The following is a 16,000-nucleotide window of genomic DNA, read 5'->3' as shown; positions in this document are numbered from 1 at the left end:
TCGGCGCCCCTCTTGGGTTCGCCGCCCGTCCCGGAGGCACCGCCGGACTTGGCTTCAGCGCCCGCCACGGATGCACCGCCGGACTTGACTTCGGCACCCGCCTCGGAACCGCCCGTCTTGGACTCGCCGCCCGTCTCGGGCTCAACGCCCGCCTCGGACGCACCGCCGGACTTGGCTTCAGCGCCCGCCACGGATGCACCGCCGGTCTTGGCTTCGGCACCCGCCTCGGAGCCGCCCGTCTTGGATGCACCGCCGGACTTGGCTTCGCCGCCCGTCTCGGACGCACCGCCCGTCTTGGGCGGTTCGGCGCCCGCCTCGGATTCGGCGCCCCTCTTGGGCTCGGCACCCGTCCCGGAGGCACCGCCGGACTTGGCTTCACCGCCCGTCTCGGATCGGCCCGTCTTGGACTCGCCGCCCGTCCCGGAGGCACCGCCGGACTTGGCTTCAGCGCCCGCCACGGATGCACCGCCGGACTTGGCTTCGCCGCGCGTCTCGGATCCGCCGCCCGTCCCGGACGCAGCACCCGCTTCGGATGCGCCGCTCGTCTTGGACCCGTCGCCGGCGCCGGAGGCTGCGCCGGTTTCGGGCTCGTCGCCCGTTTCAGCGTCGGCGGCCGTTTGGGCGTCAACGCCCGCTTCAGCGGCGGCGCCCGTTTCGGGACGGGCGTCCGCGGCGGAGTCGGTGGCCGCCTCGGGCTCCGGGGCGGCGTCCCCCGGCCCCTCTGCCGCCTCGTCGGAGTCGGCAGCAGCCTCGTCCTGGGCGTCGGGGCCCGCCTCGGTCTCCGTGGCAGCGTCCTCCTCGGCCTCAGCGGTGCTCTCTGCGTTCCCGGGCTCCCCGGAGTCCTCGGTGCCCCCGGAGCGGACCCACGCCGCCACAGCGGCCCGGAGCCGGGCGTCACCGCCCTCCCCGCCCTCGGTCCCAGCGGCGTCGTCAGCCGAATCTGCGCCCTCGGACGCAGCGCCGTCCCGGACAGCCGCGTCCTCGGCCTCAGCGCCCTTCGCCTCCGCGGCCCCAGCCTCCTCGGCCGCGGTCTCCCCGGCCTCCGGCCGCTCGGCCTCGCTCTCCTCAGCCGTAGTCCCCCCGGCCTCCTCGACCGCCGTCTTCAGATCCCGTACCGAGAACACCCGCGTCGCCGTGTCCACGCCGCCGCGTGCCTCGGACGTGTCGGTGGAGTCGGGCTCCCGGGAGACCGGGAGACGGGGATCGCGGGCGGGCTCGGGAACCGGGCCCGTGTTCCCCGACGTCGGTTCTGCCGACGACTCGCGCTGCTTCGACCTGTCGGGGGACTCGCCCGCCACCGATGCCTCCTCCATGCCGCACGCGCTCCGTGCGACCTACCGAACCGTGAACCGCCGCCCGCAACACCGCTCAAACGCGCTGTCCGAACCATGTACCAGTGTCCTGTGTGCGGGCTTAACCCCTGCGGTAGACGAGAACGACATACCTACCGGTTCCCTCACAAACAGGTCACGCACCCTCGACAGACCAATGTGAGAGGGGTCACCCTGTCTTTCATCCACGCGGGGAGGCATGGATGGGCAGGAGCCGCAGAACACTTCCGGAGGAGCTTCTGCTGCTGGCGTTGGACCCGGCCACGGGTACCACTGCACAGCCGCAGTCGCTCGACCTCGGTCTGGCCGGAGCACAGCTAGTGGAGCTGGCGCTGGCCGGACGGATAGCCCCAGACGGGGATCGTATCGCCGTGGTAGCCCCACGGCCGACTGGAGATCCGACATTGGACTGTGCGTTGGAGCTGCTGCGCAGGCGTGGCGCTCCGGTACGTGCAGTGAACTGGATTGGCGGGCCCCGGCTGGGACTGCGCCAGACCTACCTCTCGCATCTGGAGCGGTGCGGCATGGTGCATGCCGTGGCGGGCCAGATGTGCGGGGTACTGCCGACGACTCGCTACCAGGCGACGGACACCGAGATCAGCCGGGAGATCAGGTCCCGTCTGGACTCCGCGATCCGCACCGGCGTACCGCCGGACCCGCGGACCGCCGCACTCGCCGCACTGGCACACGCGGTCGGCCTCGGCAAGCACCTGTACCCGGGGAACGAGGGGCGGTCCTCTCGGTCCCGGTTGCGGGATCTCATCAGGCACGACCCCATGGGCGGTCTCGTCGCGCACGCCGTGATGGACGTCCAGAACGGCGTGGCGGCCCAGCCGCGCCGCAGCCCGGCCCCGGCCGGCCGCCAGGCCGCCGCCGGACCGGTCAGGTCCGCACCGGAACCCGCTCGTGGCGTTCCGATGCAGCCGCGCCGCGGTTCCATGGCGCGCGTCGTGGCCCACTGAGCCGCAGTCCCACGACGAGCAGCACGAACCGCAGCACCACGCACCGCACTGCACCGCAGCACCACGCACCGCCGAGCGCCGCACCGAGCCTGCAGAGGCAGTCCCCGAGACCCGGTACGGGAGCCGCTGGTCCGCGCGGGGCGGCGGGGCCGTACGCCATCCGTCCATACGGGTGCCGTAACGGTTCCGCCGCCCCGCGCGGCCGTTTTTCCATGAACTCATGAACTGTCGTGCGGGCAGCGCATATACGCCGTTTCCCAGCGGTACCAAGTCCCTTGGTGGCAGTCTGCTCAACAGCAGATACGCAAAGTGGCAAAGTACAGCTAGTGCAGGCACGCAGCCGGAGGTGCACGTCTCGTGGCGTCCAATGTCAATCCCACCGTCAGGCGACGCCGGCTGGGCCAGGAGCTGCGCCGGCTCCGCGAGCTCAAGGGCATGACGGCCGAGGAGGTGGCCGAGCGGCTGCTGGTGTCGCAGTCGAAGATCAGTCGCCTGGAGAACGGGCGGCGCAGCATCAGCCAGCGCGACGTCCGCGACCTGTGCGGGGTGTACGAGGTGGAGGACCACCGGATCGTCGACTCGCTGATGCAGATGGCCAAGGACAGCCGCCAGCAGGGATGGTGGCATTCCTTCGGTGACATCCCGTACAGCGTCTACATCGGGCTGGAGACGGATGCGGCGAGTCTGCGGGTGTACGACCCCCAGGTCGTCCCGGGGCTGCTGCAGACCCGGCAGTACGCGGAGGCGCTGATCGCGGGGGCGTTGCCGGAGACGGCCGCCACCGACGTCGAGAAGCGCGTACAGGTGCGCCTGCGCCGGCAGGAACGAATCACCGCCCCGGAGAACCCGCTCCGGCTGTGGACGGTGATGGACGAGGCGGCGGTGCGCCGGGTCGTGGGCAATCGTTCCCTCATGCGCGACCAGCTGGAGTACCTCGTCGAGCAGTCCCAACTCCCGCACGTCACCGTGCAGGTGATCCCCTTCGACATGGGGGCCCACCCGGGGCTCAACGGCCAGTACGCGATCCTCGAGTTCCCCGACGCGGCCGACTCCAGCGTGGTCTACATCGAGGGCGTCACCAGCGACCTGTACCTGGAGAAGGCCAACGACGTGCAGAAATACAGCGTGATGTACGAGCACCTGCGCGCCCAGGCCCTGAATCCGGACCAGTCACGGCAGTTCATCGCGGACATCGCGAAGGAGTACGCGCGCTGAAGCGCCGTAAGGTACACCGTCCCCGGGTCGGACTGGAAGACCCATCTGGAATATGCCACCCGGTCGAGTGAATGGTCACTTCGTAGGTCGAGGTTGGCGAGTAGCGTCGATCACGCCACCACACACCAAGGGTTGGCGCAAACCGCGCTGTGGGTTCGGAGTCGGATCCGTCGTGCGGTGACAGCAACTCAACAACTGGCATTCCGGAGCAAAAATGGCAATTCGTCAGGGCGCCACGGACACGTGGACCAAGTCCTCGTACTCCACGGGCAACGGCGCGTGCGTCGAGATCAAGTCGCCGGTCCGCGCGGCCATGGCCGTCCGGGACTCCAAGGTCCCCGAGGGCCCCGTACTGGCCTTCCCGGCCGACGCGTGGAACACCTTCGTCGGCTCGATCAAGGCGTAGGGGGGAGGATCTGCTGATCCTCGACTGCGTTCGCCTTCCACAATTTCACAAGCAGCACTTGAAGAGCCCTCTCGTCCAGCTCGCCGTCCTTGCCGAGGGGGCTCGGCTGTGCCCAGCGCCTGCGCCGGCGGTCCACGCACCTACCTGAGCCGGTCCACGTACTTGTCCGTGCCCGGCACCGTCGGGACGAACGGCGCCACCAGCTCCACCCTGCCCAGCCCCGCCTCCCGCACCGGCGCCTCCAGGTCCGCGAAGTACGCCTCCCAGCAGTCGCGTGGATCCGCCTCCAGGAACCACAGCAGGGTCAGCCTGGTCTCCACGCCCTCGACCTGCTTGACGTACGTCATGCGGTCGCCGGGCAGGGGCGTCGGGCGGAAGACGGTCACCATCGCGGCCGGTGAGCCCGCCACCCGCTTGGGCAGGTGGCGGGAGCGCAGCCACTCCAGCAACTCGGCCCGCTGCCCGGCCGATTCGGCGTCGACCACCTCGACGACCAGACCGGCGTACGGGTGGTCGAGGGCATGGAAGTCGCGCGGCCCGGCGGCCCCGTCCCGGTAGACCGTCACCTCGTGGTCCTGGAACGCCGTGAAGACGTGCGTACGGTCCTGGTAGACCCGGGCGTCCCGGTTGAGCCGCTTGTTGATCGCGACGGTCCAGCGCATGTGGTCGTCGTAGCGGCCGTCCGTGATCCAGTACGTGGAGATGTAGCAGCCGGCGGTGACCGGCTGCGCGATCGCCGACTTCTCGGGGTAGCGCAGGAGTTGGAGGTCGCGGGTCGCCACCCAACGGCGCCCGGCGTACATCCAGGGCATGGCCATCGCGCCGGCGTAGTAGTGGTCGTCCTCGTACCAGCGGTTGTACGCGTACTCGTGGCCGGGGTGCGGCTCGACCATGGTGATCAGCGCATGGCCGGGGCGGACTCCGTACGGTCCCACGGCGGCCAGCTCGGCGTACACGTCGCTGCGGGTTTCCTCGCTCATGTCGCTCCCCTTCCGTCCTCCGCCGGTCGCCCATACTCTGACGCCCCGTCAGGTAATCCGCCATACCCGGGAGGCTCCGATGTCACTGCTCACGGGCAAGACCGTCGTCGTGTCGGGGGTCGGCGCCGGGCTCGGTCATCAGGTCGCGGCTGCGGTCGTGCGCGACGGCGGCAATGCGGTGCTCGGGGCGCGCACGGAGGCCAACCTCGCCAAGAGCGCCGGCGAGATCGATCCGGACGGGGCGCACACGGCGTACCGGGCGACCGACATCAGGGACGAGGCGCAGTGCGAGGCGCTGGCGGCGCTCGCGCGGGAGCGGTTCGGGCGGATCGACGCGGTCGTCCATGTGGCCGCCATGGACGGCTATTTCGGCGGTCTGGCGGATGCGGACTTCGTGAGCTGGCAGCAGGTGATCGACGTGAACCTGCTGGGCTCGCTGCGGATGACGCGGGCCTGCCTGCCGGCACTGAAGGCGTGCGGGGGCTCGGTGGTGTTCATCGGGACGCAGTCGGCGGTTGCGGCCCCGACGCAGGTGAAGCAGGCGGCGTACGCGGCCTCGAAGGGGGCGCTGACGAGCGCGATGTACTCCCTGGCCCGGGAGCTGGGGCCGCATCGTATACGCGTCAACACCGTGCTGCCGGGCTGGATGTGGGGGCCGCCGGTGCAGGCGTACGTCCAGTTCACGGCGCAGACGGAGGGGGTGCCCGAGGCCGACGTACTGGAGCGGCTGACCGGGCGGATGGCGCTGCCGGAGCTGGCGACGGACGGGGATGTGGCGGACGCGGCGGTGTTCCTGGCCTCGGACCGGGCGCGGGCCATCACGGGGCAGTCGCTGCTGGTCAACGCGGGGGAGCTGATGCGCTGACCCTTGGAGGAGCCGGCCCACGATTCAGTTCATGTGCATGAACGCAGGTCAACACAAGGAACATTTTTGCCTTCCTTTGACCTGACGCTTGCTTGTCGTGCCCATGTAGGCGCGCCCAGGATGAGCGAGCCGTTCACAAGGCGGACCCTGCGGAGGGGACACATGAACAGTCTCGACTGGGCCGTGCTCATCGGCTACTTCGGCGTGATGGTCGCGATCGGCGTCTGGTCGCACAAGCGCGTGGACGACGTCAGCGACTTCTTCACGGCCGGCGGAAAGATGCCGTGGTGGCTGTCCGGCATCTCGCACCACATGTCGGGCTACAGCGCGGTGATGTTCACGGGCTACGCGGGCATCGCCTACACCTACGGCGTGACCTCCTTCGTCACCTGGTCCTTCCCGATCGCGCTGGGCATCGCCATCGGCTCGAAACTGTTCGCGCCGCGCATCAACCGGCTGCGCTCCCGGCTCCATGTGGCCTCCCCGCTGGAGTACCTGAAGAACCGTTACGACCTGAAGACGCAGCAGGCGCTGGCCTGGTCGGGCATGCTGCTGAAGATCGTGGACGTGGGCGCCAAGTGGGCGGCGATCGCGACGCTGCTGTCCGTCTTCACCGGCATCACCCTCAACCAGGGCATCCTCATCACCGGCGCGATCACCGCCGTCTACTGCACCATCGGCGGTCTGTGGGCGGACGCGCTGACCGAACTCGGCCAGTTCGTCATCCAGTTGCTGGCGGGCATCTCGATGTTCGTCGCCGTCGTACTGAAACTGAACGACAAGGGCATCGGCTTCTTCGGCGCCTGGGACGAGCCGGCCCTGCACGGCCACGGAAAGCCGCTGGTGGGCCCGTACGGAACGGTGTTCCTGCTCGCCTTCCTCTTCATCAAGCTCTTCGAGTACAACGGCGGCATGCTCAACCAGGCCCAGCGCTACATGGCGACGGGCAGCGCCCGCGAGGCGGAGCGCTCGGCGCGGCTGTCGGCGGCGCTGTGGCTGATCTGGCCGGTCGTGCTCTTCTTCCCGATGTGGATGTCACCGCTGCTGGTCCACGCCCAGAAGCCGGACGGCTCCGACTCCTACGGCCTGATGACCGAACAGCTGCTGCCGCACGGACTGTTGGGCCTGGTCATCGTCGGCTTCTTCTCGCACACCATGGCCATGTGCTCCTCGGACGCCAACGCGATCGCGGCCGTCTTCACCCGGGACGCGGCTCCGGTGCTGTCCAAGCGGGCCCGGGAGTGGGGACAGCGCTCCGGGCTGATCGCGGCCCGGGTGACCACGGTGGTCTTCCTCGCCCTGTCGATGGCGGTCGCGACCCAGGTCAACTCCCCCACCTTCAAGGACATCATCACGGTGGTCATCAAGTGGGTCGCCGGTCTGATGGGCCCGATCGCCATCCCCATGATGCTGGGCCTGCTGCGCCCGTTCCGCCGCTCCGGCCCCACGGCGGCGCTGACCAGCTGGTCCATGGGCCTGCTCGCCTTCTGGCTGGTCAACTACCCCATCAACTGGAACGTCCACGGCGGCGTCCCGCTCCAGTACCAGGTCTCGATCCCGCTGGCGGTCTCCCTGCTCCTCTACATCCTCATCGGCTACCTCAAGCCCGAGGACACCCCGGAGCGCCTCGCCGTCATCGAACGCATCAACACGGACGACGACGGCACGGCCGCGGCGGCGATCCCCGCCCCGGCGGGCCCTGCGGAGGACGCCGTGGGTACGGCAGTGAAGGAGTAGCGGTACCCCTCTGGGCAGCAGGCAGCATCAGGGCCCGGCCTGTCCTAGGCCCTCGGATAACGGGCGAGCCACCCCGGGGACGACCCCGCCGGGCCGTGCAGTGCGGGCCCCTGGGTCATCTCCATGGCGAAGTCGTCGGCCAGTTCCAGGAGCGTCGGGCGGCCTTCCAGTTCGGCCAGCCAGGCCGGGGGGAGGGCCGTTTCGCCGTGCAGGGCGCCGAGGAGGCCGCCGGTGAGGGCGGCCGTCGCGCCCGAGGGGCCGTCCTGGTTCACGGCGAGGCACAGCCCGTGCCGGAAGTCCTCCCCCACCAGCGCGCAGTACACGGCGGCGGCCAGCACGCCCTCCGCCGACCCGTCCCCCGCCAGTTCCTCCACCCGCACGGGTGTGGGCATGCCCTGCCGTACGGCGCCCAGCGCGTGCTGCAGCGCGTCCGACACCGGCTGGTGCCCCGGCCGGGCGGCGAGCAGCGCGAGCGCCCGCTGTACGGCGCCGTCGAGGGTCTCGCCGCGGGCCAGCCCGTGCACGATCACGGCGTACGCGCCCGCCGACAGATAGGCCACCGGATGCCCGTGGGTCTGTGTCGCGCACTCCACCGCCAGCTGGGCCACCAGCTGCGGCTCCCAGCCGACCAGCAGCCCGAAGGGCGCGGAGCGCGCGGTCGCCTCGGGCCCGATCTCAGCGGGGCTCTTGGGCGCGTCCAGGGTCCCCATGTGCTCGTCCCCGAACCCGAGCAGCAGCGAACGCGCCGGGTCCCGCCGGGCGTACAGCCACTCCTCCCGCGCCAGCCAGCCGTCGTCCTTGCGGCGCTCGTCGGGCCCCCAGTCGCGCTGGGTGGCCGCCCATCGCAGATATGCCCGGTGCAGATCGGTCGGTGGATGCCAGGCACCGGTGTCGCGGCGCACCTGCGCCCGTATCAGCCCGTCGACGGTGAACAGGGTCAGCTGCGTGAGGTGGGTGACGGCACCGCGTCGGCCGTACGCAAAGGCGAAGTCCGCGAGGCCCTCGGCCCCGTACGCCTCCCGGATCCCGTCGAGATCCAGCCCGTCGACGGGCGCCCCCAGCGCATCCCCCACGGCGGCCCCGAGCAGCGTCCCCCGCACCCGGCTCCGAAAATCCTGCTGCTCGACACGGCCCCATATGGCCCCGGCTGGCGCATTCACCAAGACCTCCCCGCTGGCTCCGCCCGACGCATGACAGTTCAGCACTGTAATCGAACGGGAACGGTCGGTTTAGGGGGCGGAGGGGTATGCGAGACATGACAGGAGTGGCCCTGAGTGACCCTGAGTGCTCAGTTATCGGCTGATGCGGCACCCAGGCCTCCTCTCGAACTCGTCGCCCCGTGAGGGAAGATGGCCGTCATGGCATCGACACCCCCACGCAGCGCACTCCACCTCACCGCCACCCTTCTCACCGCGAGTGTCGCCCTCTACATCGCTCTCGTGGCCTTCGGCAACATCACCGACTTCGGCACCAATCAGGCGTTCGTGCAGCATGTGCTGGCCATGGACACGACGTTCAAGGACGACGACCTGATGTGGAGAGCCATCACCAGCAAGGGACTTCAGAACACGGCGTACGTCGCCATCATCATCTGGGAGACCCTTGCCGCACTCGTCCTCATATACGGCACCTGGCTCTGGGCCCGGCGCGACTACGCCCGCGCGCGCAACATCTCCACCTACGGCCTGCTGATGCTCCTGCTGCTCTTCGGCGCCGGGTTCATCGCGATCGGCGGTGAGTGGTTCTCCATGTGGCAGTCGAAGACCTGGAACGGGCTGGAGGCGGCGACCCGCGTGATCGTGTTCACCGGGTTCGTGCTGGTCGTCAACCACCTGCCGTTCCGGGAGTCGGACAGCGCCGCCTGACCGTCGTATCGCCCGCCTGCGGCCCGGCCGAACTGCTCGGCCGGGCCGTCGTCCTGGGACGGCACGTGCACCCCCGCCGACCGGACGACACTCCCTAGCCGACGACCACGACCTTCGTGCCGGTCGACCCGAACGTCCACAGCGCCGTCCCGTCGGCCACCCGCATCCGGATGCCGCCCGTCTGCACACCCGAGGCGGGCGGCGGTGAAGCACCGTCGACCGCGTTGGAGAAGGCCACGTTCACGCCGGATTTGACCGAGAAGTACACGATGTGTTCGATCTTCACGCCGTCGGAGCCGGTGATGGCGCCCCGGGTGCGGGCGCCGACCGTGTAGGTGCCCGGGTCCGGGCTCACCGTCCCGGGCCACACCGCGAACGTACGGCGGGCCGTATTGCCCGCGTCGACCAGCCACACCGTCTTCTTCCCGAGGGAGTAGACGACGCGCCGCCCGGTGCCGGAGCCGGCCGGCACCGCGGCCGGTGCCGCGGACTTCGTGGGCGTGGGATGCGCGCCCGCCGACGCCGAGGTGCTCGGCCGTGCGGCGACCGCGTGGGGCTTCAGCCCCTTGTCGGCCTGTACGGCCAGGACGACGACAGCGGCGATCGCTCCCACCGTCAGACCGGTCACCCAGACCTTGGGGGCTGGCACGGCACGCATCTCCTCAGCTCCACATCCCCATGCCCTCGTGGAACAGGGGTCGGATCATCGTACTCAGTCCAGGACCGGCAAAAGTTCCGGCAAGTGCCCGTCCGAGACCGCCGCCGCCTGTTGCCGTTCCTCCGGCACCTCCCCGTACAGCGTCGTCCGCGGCTTCGCCGGGCGGCCGGCCGCGTCCGCCACCGCGATCAGGTCCTTGACCGACTTGTACGAGCCGTAGGAGGAGCCCGCCATGCGGGAGATCGTCTCCTCCATGAGGGTGCCGCCCAGGTCGTTGGCCCCGGAGCGGAGCATTTCCGCCGCGCCCTCCGTGCCCAGCTTCACCCAGCTGGTCTGGATGTTCGGGATGTGGGGGTGCAGCAAGAGCCTCGCCATCGCCGTCACCGCGCGGTTGTCCCTCGTCGTCGGGCCGGGGCGGGCGATGCCCGCCAGGTACACGGGCGCGTTGGTGTGGATGAAGGGGAGCGTCACGAACTCCGTGAAGCCGCCGGTCTGTTGCTGGATGCGGGCCAGGGTCCGCAGATGGCCGAGCCAGTGGCGCGGCTGGTCCACGTGGCCGTACATCATCGTCGACGAGGACCGGATGCCCAGCTCGTGCGCGGTCGTGACGACCTCGATCCAGGTCGCCGTCGGCAGCTTGCCCTTGGTCAGCACCCAGCGGACCTCGTCGTCGAGGATCTCGGCGGCCGTGCCGGGAATGGTGTCCAGGCCCGCCTCCTTGGCCGCGCTCAGCCACTCCCGGATGGACATGCCGGTCCGCGTCGCGCCGTTGACGACCTCCATCGGCGAGAAGGCGTGCACGTGCATCCCGGGGACGCGGGACTTCACCGCCTTCGCGATGTCGAAGTACGCCGTCCCGGGCAGGTCGGGGTGGATGCCGCCCTGCATGCAGACCTCCACCGCGCCCACGTCCCAGGCCTGCTGGGCGCGGTCCGCGACCTGCTCCAGGGAGAGCGTGTACGCGTCGGCGTCCGTCCTGCGCTGCGCGAACGCGCAGAAGCGGCAGCCGGTGTAGCAGACGTTGGTGAAGTTGATGTTGCGGGTCACGATGTAGGTCACGTCGTCGCCGACGGCCGACCTCCGTACGTCGTCCGCGATGCGCGTGAGGGCGTCCAGTGCGGGGCCGTCGGCGTGCAGCAGGGCGAGGGCCTCCGCGTCCGTGAGGCGCGTCGGGTCGTCCGCCGCGGTCGCCAGGGCCGCCCGTACGTCGGTGTCGATGCGCTCCGGCAGCATGCCGGGGGCGGCCGCCTCGCGCAGGGCCGCCCAGTCGCCGTACACCTCGTCGAAGTCGTCGCGACGGTCGGACGTACGGCCCTCGGTGTCGATGGAGGAGTGCAGATCCGTACGGCCGGAGGCGACGAACGCCTCCTCCGGTTCCTGCCACGCAAGCCCCTCGGGCAGCGCCTCGGAACGCGCGAGGCCCGTCTCCGGGTCGGCCAGGGCGCGGACGTGCGGCCGCAGCCGCGGGTCCAGCCAGGGCTCGCCGCGCTGCACGAACTCCGGGTAGACGCAGAGGCGTTCACGCAGCTCGAAGCCGGAGGCGCGGGAGCGCTCGGTGAGTTCCTCGATCTGCGGCCAGGGGCGTTCCGGGTTCACGTGGTCGATCGTCAGGGGGGACACTCCGCCCCAGTCGTCGATGCCGGCTCCGATCAGCCTCTCGTACTCGGAGTCGACCAGGTTGGGCGGGGCCTGGAGGTTGGCGGCCGGGCCCATGATGTGGCGGGCGACGGCCACCGTCGCGACCAGTTCGTCCAGCTCCGCGTCCGGCATGCCGCGCATCGCGGTGTCCGGCTTGGCGCGGAAGTTCTGGATGATCAGTTCCTGGATGGAGTGGTAGGCGCGGGAGATCCTGCGCAGCGCGAAAAGGGACTCCGCGCGCTCCTCGTACGTCTCTCCGATGCCGATCAGGAGGCCGGAGGTGAAGGGGACCGAGGAGCGGCCCGCGTCCTCCAGGACTCGCAGCCGTACGGCGGGCTCCTTGTCCGGGGAGCCGTGGTGCGGACCCCCCGGTTCGGACCACAGGCGGGTCGCGGTCGTCTCCAGCATCATGCCCATGGAGGGGGCCACCGGCTTGAGCCGCTGGAAGTCCGTCCAGGACATCACTCCGGGGTTGAGGTGGGGCAGCAGGCCCGTCTCCTCCAGAATGCGGATGGAGATGGCGCGGACGTAGGCGATGGTGTCGTCGTAGCCGTGCGCGTCGAGCCACTCGCGCGCCTCGGGCCACCGGTCCTCGGGCTTGTCGCCCAGGGTGATCAGGGCTTCCTTGCAGCCGAGGGCCGCGCCCTTGCGGGCGATGTCGAGGACCTCGTCCGGGGACATGAACATGCCGTGGCCGGCGCGGCGCAGCTTGCCGGGGACGGTGACGAAGGTGCAGTAGTGGCACTTGTCCCGGCACAGCCGGGTGAGGGGGATGAAGACGCTCTTCGAGTACGTGATGACGCCCGGACGCCCCGCCTGTTCGAGGCCGGCGTCCCGTACCCGGGCGGCGGACGCGGCGAGGTCGGTGAGGGCCTCGCCGCGGGCCTGGAGGAGGACGGCTGCCTCGGTGACGTCCAGGGCGACTCCGTCGCGGGCACGTTTGAGAGCGCGACGCATGGAGTTGTCGGTGGGGCCGGTTCCGGTCGCGGATGTCGTCATCCTTCGAGGATACGGTCGAGCTGATCAGTGGCCATGGGTCAACCCAACAGGGGCCGGTACTCGTCCAGCACCCGCAGCACCTCTGCCTCCCCTGCCGGCGGCAGCTGTACGACGACCTCCTCGATGCCCAGCTCCGCGTAGTGCGCGAGCTTGCCCGGGGTGGGGAAGACCGCGTACGGAACGACCTGCAGCCCCGACGGGTCGCGGCCCGCGTCCGTCCAGGCGGCCCGCAGGACCGGCAGCGACTCCGTCAGTCCGCGGCCGCCGATCGGGAGCCAGCCGTCGGCGTACTCGCAGATGTGGGAGAAGAGCTTGGGGCCGGCGGCCCCGCCGACGAGAGTGCGTGGGCCGACGACCGGACCGCGCGGCTTCTGCACCGGCTTGGGGTGGGCGTACGAGGCCCGTACGCTCCCGAACTCCCCCTCGTACGCGGTGGGTTCGTCACTCCACAGCGCCCGCATCAACGCCATCCGGTCCCGCACCAGCTCCCGCCGCGTACGCCACTCGACCCCGTGGTCGGCGGCCTCCTCGACGTTCCAGCCGAAGCCGAGGCCGAGGGTGAAGCGGCCGCCGGAGAGGTGGTCGAGGGTCGCGATCTGCTTGGCCAGGTCGATCGGGTCGCGCTGGGCCACCAGCGTGATGCCGGTGCCGAGGCCGAGCCGTTCGGTCACCGCGGCCGCCTGGCCGAGCGCGACGAAGGGGTCGAGGGTGCGGCCGTACTCGGGCGGCAGGTCGCCGCCGGCCGGGTACGGGGTCGCACGCTCCACCGGGATGTGCGTGTGCTCGGGCAGATACAGGCCCGCGAAACCGCGCGCTTCCAGCTCCCGCGCGAGCCGGGTCGGGGTGACGGTCTCGTCGGTGAGGAAGATTGTCACGGCGATTCGCATGGGTCATCTGTACCGGGTGCGGTCTCATATGTCGATACCGACCGGTCGGGATTTACGCATGAGGTGGGGCTGGTTGGTCATCGTCGGCGGGTGCGGGTTGTCGGGGCTTGTCGCGCCCACGCGGCGGAAGCCGCACATCGATACTGTCCCGCGCCCCCGGGGCGGCTTACGGTGAGGGTGTGGTGACAATGCGCGGGACGCTGCCCCCAGGCTCGCCGGACTACGTGTACGTACCCGTCGAAGTACCGCCCGGTGTAAGCGAGGTGCAGGTCTCCTACACCTACGACAAGCCCGCCGTCCCGCCCGGCACCCCCGGCAACGCGCTCGACATCGGCCTCTTCGACGAGCGCGGCACCGGGCTGGGCGGGGAGGGGTTCCGGGGGTGGTCGGGCGGGGCGCGTACGGAGTTCTTCGTACGGGCCGACGACGCGACGCCCGGGTACCTCCCCGGCCCGATCCGCCCCGGCACCTGGCACGTGGTGCTGGGCCCGTACACGGTGGCCCCGCAGGGCCTGTCGTACGAGCTCACGGTCACGCTCACGCACGGGGAGCCGGGCGGGACACCCGAGCCGGTGTATCCACCCGCGCGGGCGAAGGGCCGGGGGCGCGCCTGGTACCGCGGCGACTGCCACCTGCATTCCTGGTACTCCGACGGCCGCCGCACCCCGGCCGAGATCGCCTCCCTCGCGCGGGCGGCCGGCCTCGACTTCATCAACTCATCGGACCACAACACCCACTCCTCGCATCCCCATTGGGCCCCGGAGGCTGGCGAGGACCTGCTGATCATGCTCGGCGAGGAGGTGACGACGAGGAACGGCCATGTCCTCGCCCTCGGCACCGATCCCGGCACCTTCGTCGACTGGCGCTACCGGGCCCGGGACCGTCGCTTCGGCCGCTTCGCCGACCGGATCCGCGAGACGGGCGGCCTGGTCGTCCCCGCCCATCCGCACGGCACCTGCGTCGGCTGCGGCTGGAAGTTCGGCTTCGGCGAGGCGGACGCGGTGGAGGTGTGGAACGGGCCGTGGACGCCGGACGACGAGGTGACGCTCGCGGAGTGGGACAACCAACTGGTCAGGTCCGTACGCGAGGGGCGCGGGTGGCTGCCCGCCATGGGCAACAGCGACGCACACCGCGATCCGGACACGGTGGGACTGCCGCAGACGGTCGTCCTCGCCGACGACCTGACCCGGGAGGCGATCCTGGAGGGGATCCGGGCGGGGCGGTCGTACGTCGCCGAGTCCCGGAGCGTCTCGCTGGCCTTCACGGCCTCCGCCGACGGCCAGGTCGCCGGTCCCGGCGAGCGGTTGGAGGTCGTCGATCATGACACGCCGGTGACCGTACGCCTGGAGGCGACCGGCGCCCCGCGCTGCACGATCCGCTTCGTGACCGACCAGGGCGTCCTGTTCACGAGCGAACCGCTGCCGGTGGCGGGCTCGGGGGTGGCGGAGTGGCGTACGACTGCCTCTTACGCCACGTATGTGCGGGCGGAGTTGCGGCACGAGGCGGCGGTGGGGCCCGTGCCGGGCGTGATGGCGGCGTTCACCAATCCGGTGTTCTTGGCTCCGGTCACAGCACGGTGAGGTCGGCGACGACCGCCGCGTGGTCCGAGGGCCAGACCCCGTCGACCGGACCGGCGCCCGCTCGTCGTGCGCCCGACACCGTGCCGATGCCGTCGGGGCCGGCCGGGGCGCCGACGTGGATGTAGTCGATGCGGGCGCTGGGACCGAGGCCCGGGTGCACGTACGGGTTCGCGTGGTCCCAGGTCGCTGACGGTGCCGTCGGATCGGCGTACTCCCAGGCGTCGAAGAACGCCTGCCCGGGCACGGCGGGTGCCGTTCTCGTCCCGCCGAACAGCCGGATCTCGTCCGAGTCGGGCAGGGCGTTGAAGTCGCCGGTCACGACGGGCGGGAAGGCGGTGCCACGGCGATGGGCTGCGACGAACTCGGCCAAGGCGGTGACCTGTTCACGGCGGACGGCCGAGGCATGCAGGGGTGAGGTCAAGTGGGCGGTGAAGAAGGGAACTTGGTGGCCGGGCGCATCGAGGCGGGCGTACAGGGCGAGGCGTCCGTCGTCGAGGTCCGCGGGAGCCGGCAGCCGCAGCACCTCCCGCTCGGCCACCGGCCAGCGGCTCAGCACGGCGTTGCCTATCTCGACCCCGGGCTCCCCGATGCGCCGCTGCCAGCGTTCGGAGGCGGGCGAGGCGGCCCAGGTCCAGTGCAGGCCGAGTTCGCCGGCCAGCCACTCCGCGAGGTTCTCGCCGCCCGCGGCCCACACCTCCTGCAGTCCCACGACATCCGGCCGCAGCTCGCGCAGCACGGCGAGGATCGCCTTCTGCCGCTCGGCCCAGGGCCCGAAACGCCACCACAGATTCCAGGTCACCACGCGCATGGCCCCACCGTCTCTCGTCGAGGAAAGGTGGGAGACATTGAAGAGTACGAGCGCCGCAACCGAACAAGG

General features: G+C 70.7%; 13 protein-coding genes and 1 pseudogene. 7 read left to right on the top strand and 7 right to left on the bottom strand.

All coding sequences use genetic code 11. The features are described from left to right. Positions 1 to 1,313 (bottom strand): annotated as a pseudogene (locus tag ABD355_RS09825) (hypothetical protein); the annotation flags it as partial. Between the two features lie 221 nt (positions 1,314 to 1,534). On the opposite strand from ABD355_RS09825, the gene ABD355_RS09820 reads away from it, so the two are divergent. From ABD355_RS09820 to ABD355_RS09810, 3 genes are all read left to right on the top strand, one after another. Further along, a complete protein-coding gene (locus tag ABD355_RS09820; RefSeq protein WP_344399764.1) occupies positions 1,535 to 2,293 on the top strand; it encodes a GOLPH3/VPS74 family protein in 759 nt (252 codons plus the stop codon). A 357-nt stretch (positions 2,294 to 2,650) separates the two neighbouring features. Then, positions 2,651 to 3,508, top strand: coding sequence for a helix-turn-helix domain-containing protein (locus ABD355_RS09815; RefSeq protein ID WP_030940853.1), 858 nt, complete (start codon positions 2,651 to 2,653; stop codon positions 3,506 to 3,508). 214 nt (positions 3,509 to 3,722) lie between these two features. Beyond that, positions 3,723 to 3,914: a DUF397 domain-containing protein gene (locus ABD355_RS09810; protein WP_078912651.1), complete on the top strand. Its 192-nt coding sequence runs from the start codon at positions 3,723 to 3,725 to the stop codon at positions 3,912 to 3,914. Positions 3,915 to 4,054: 140 nt separating this feature from the next. Here ABD355_RS09810 and ABD355_RS09805 read toward each other — a convergent pair whose 3' ends face one another. Continuing rightward, positions 4,055 to 4,894 (bottom strand): hypothetical protein, encoded by an 840-nt coding sequence (locus ABD355_RS09805; protein ID WP_344399763.1) that lies wholly within the window; start codon positions 4,892 to 4,894, stop codon positions 4,055 to 4,057. Positions 4,895 to 4,973: 79 nt separating this feature from the next. Here ABD355_RS09805 and ABD355_RS09800 point away from each other — a divergent pair, with 79 nt between their 5' ends. Both ABD355_RS09800 and ABD355_RS09795 read left to right on the top strand, forming a co-directional pair. Next, positions 4,974 to 5,759 carry an SDR family oxidoreductase gene (locus tag ABD355_RS09800; RefSeq protein ID WP_344399762.1) on the top strand — a complete coding sequence of 262 codons (786 nt, stop codon included), beginning with the start codon at positions 4,974 to 4,976 and terminating at the stop codon, positions 5,757 to 5,759. A 162-nt stretch (positions 5,760 to 5,921) separates the two neighbouring features. After that, complete coding sequence (locus tag ABD355_RS09795) at positions 5,922 to 7,496, top strand: sodium:solute symporter family protein (RefSeq protein ID WP_344399761.1); 1,575 nt, start codon at positions 5,922 to 5,924, stop codon at positions 7,494 to 7,496. Between the two features lie 44 nt (positions 7,497 to 7,540). Here ABD355_RS09795 and ABD355_RS09790 read toward each other — a convergent pair whose 3' ends face one another. Then, positions 7,541 to 8,656 (bottom strand): ADP-ribosylglycohydrolase family protein, encoded by a 1,116-nt coding sequence (locus ABD355_RS09790; protein ID WP_344399760.1) that lies wholly within the window; start codon positions 8,654 to 8,656, stop codon positions 7,541 to 7,543. Between the two features lie 198 nt (positions 8,657 to 8,854). Here ABD355_RS09790 and ABD355_RS09785 point away from each other — a divergent pair, with 198 nt between their 5' ends. After that, entirely contained in the window at positions 8,855 to 9,361 is a 507-nt protein-coding gene (locus tag ABD355_RS09785) for a DUF2165 domain-containing protein (protein WP_344399759.1), read from the top strand. A 94-nt stretch (positions 9,362 to 9,455) separates the two neighbouring features. Here the strand turns inward: ABD355_RS09785 and ABD355_RS09780 are convergent, their stop codons facing one another. From ABD355_RS09780 to ABD355_RS09770, 3 genes are read right to left on the bottom strand one after another with little or no spacing between them, the layout of a single operon-like run. Then, on the bottom strand, positions 9,456 to 10,019 hold the full coding sequence (locus ABD355_RS09780) for a hypothetical protein (protein ID WP_344399758.1): 564 nt from the start codon (positions 10,017 to 10,019) through the stop codon (positions 9,456 to 9,458). 54 nt (positions 10,020 to 10,073) lie between these two features. Continuing rightward, complete coding sequence (locus ABD355_RS09775) at positions 10,074 to 12,656, bottom strand: bifunctional FO biosynthesis protein CofGH (protein ID WP_344399757.1); 2,583 nt, start codon at positions 12,654 to 12,656, stop codon at positions 10,074 to 10,076. 38 nt (positions 12,657 to 12,694) lie between these two features. After that, a complete protein-coding gene (locus ABD355_RS09770; protein WP_344399756.1) occupies positions 12,695 to 13,543 on the bottom strand; it encodes an LLM class F420-dependent oxidoreductase in 849 nt (282 codons plus the stop codon). A 107-nt stretch (positions 13,544 to 13,650) separates the two neighbouring features. Between ABD355_RS09770 and ABD355_RS09765 the strand changes: the two genes are divergently transcribed. Then, entirely contained in the window at positions 13,651 to 15,123 is a 1,473-nt protein-coding gene (locus ABD355_RS09765; protein WP_344399755.1) for a CehA/McbA family metallohydrolase, read from the top strand. Here the strand turns inward: ABD355_RS09765 and ABD355_RS09760 are convergent. Further along, positions 15,110 to 15,931: an endonuclease/exonuclease/phosphatase family protein gene (locus tag ABD355_RS09760; RefSeq protein WP_344399754.1), complete on the bottom strand. Its 822-nt coding sequence runs from the start codon at positions 15,929 to 15,931 to the stop codon at positions 15,110 to 15,112. The two genes, ABD355_RS09765 and ABD355_RS09760, sit on opposite strands and share 14 nt — an antisense overlap. Between the last annotated feature and the right edge of the window lie 69 nt (positions 15,932 to 16,000).

The organism is Streptomyces longisporus (assembly GCF_039532765.1).
GTDB classification, from domain to species: Bacteria; Actinomycetota; Actinomycetes; order Streptomycetales; family Streptomycetaceae; genus Streptomyces; species Streptomyces longisporus.
Note: the sequence above shows the minus strand (reverse complement) of the source record. Positions and strands in the feature narration are given on the sequence as shown.

Coding starts and splice junctions, on each gene's coding strand:
- ABD355_RS09770 (WP_344399756.1), bottom strand. CDS start 13,543: ATGCGAATCGCCGTGACAATCTTCCTCACCGACGAGACCGTCACCCCG.
- ABD355_RS09780 (WP_344399758.1), bottom strand. CDS start 10,019: ATGCGTGCCGTGCCAGCCCCCAAGGTCTGGGTGACCGGTCTGACGGTG.
- ABD355_RS09795 (WP_344399761.1), top strand. CDS start 5,922: ATGAACAGTCTCGACTGGGCCGTGCTCATCGGCTACTTCGGCGTGATG.
- ABD355_RS09800 (WP_344399762.1), top strand. CDS start 4,974: ATGTCACTGCTCACGGGCAAGACCGTCGTCGTGTCGGGGGTCGGCGCC.
- ABD355_RS09785 (WP_344399759.1), top strand. CDS start 8,855: ATGGCATCGACACCCCCACGCAGCGCACTCCACCTCACCGCCACCCTT.
- ABD355_RS09805 (WP_344399763.1), bottom strand. CDS start 4,894: ATGAGCGAGGAAACCCGCAGCGACGTGTACGCCGAGCTGGCCGCCGTG.
- ABD355_RS09760 (WP_344399754.1), bottom strand. CDS start 15,931: ATGCGCGTGGTGACCTGGAATCTGTGGTGGCGTTTCGGGCCCTGGGCC.
- ABD355_RS09775 (WP_344399757.1), bottom strand. CDS start 12,656: ATGACGACATCCGCGACCGGAACCGGCCCCACCGACAACTCCATGCGT.
- ABD355_RS09820 (WP_344399764.1), top strand. CDS start 1,535: ATGGGCAGGAGCCGCAGAACACTTCCGGAGGAGCTTCTGCTGCTGGCG.
- ABD355_RS09810 (WP_078912651.1), top strand. CDS start 3,723: ATGGCAATTCGTCAGGGCGCCACGGACACGTGGACCAAGTCCTCGTAC.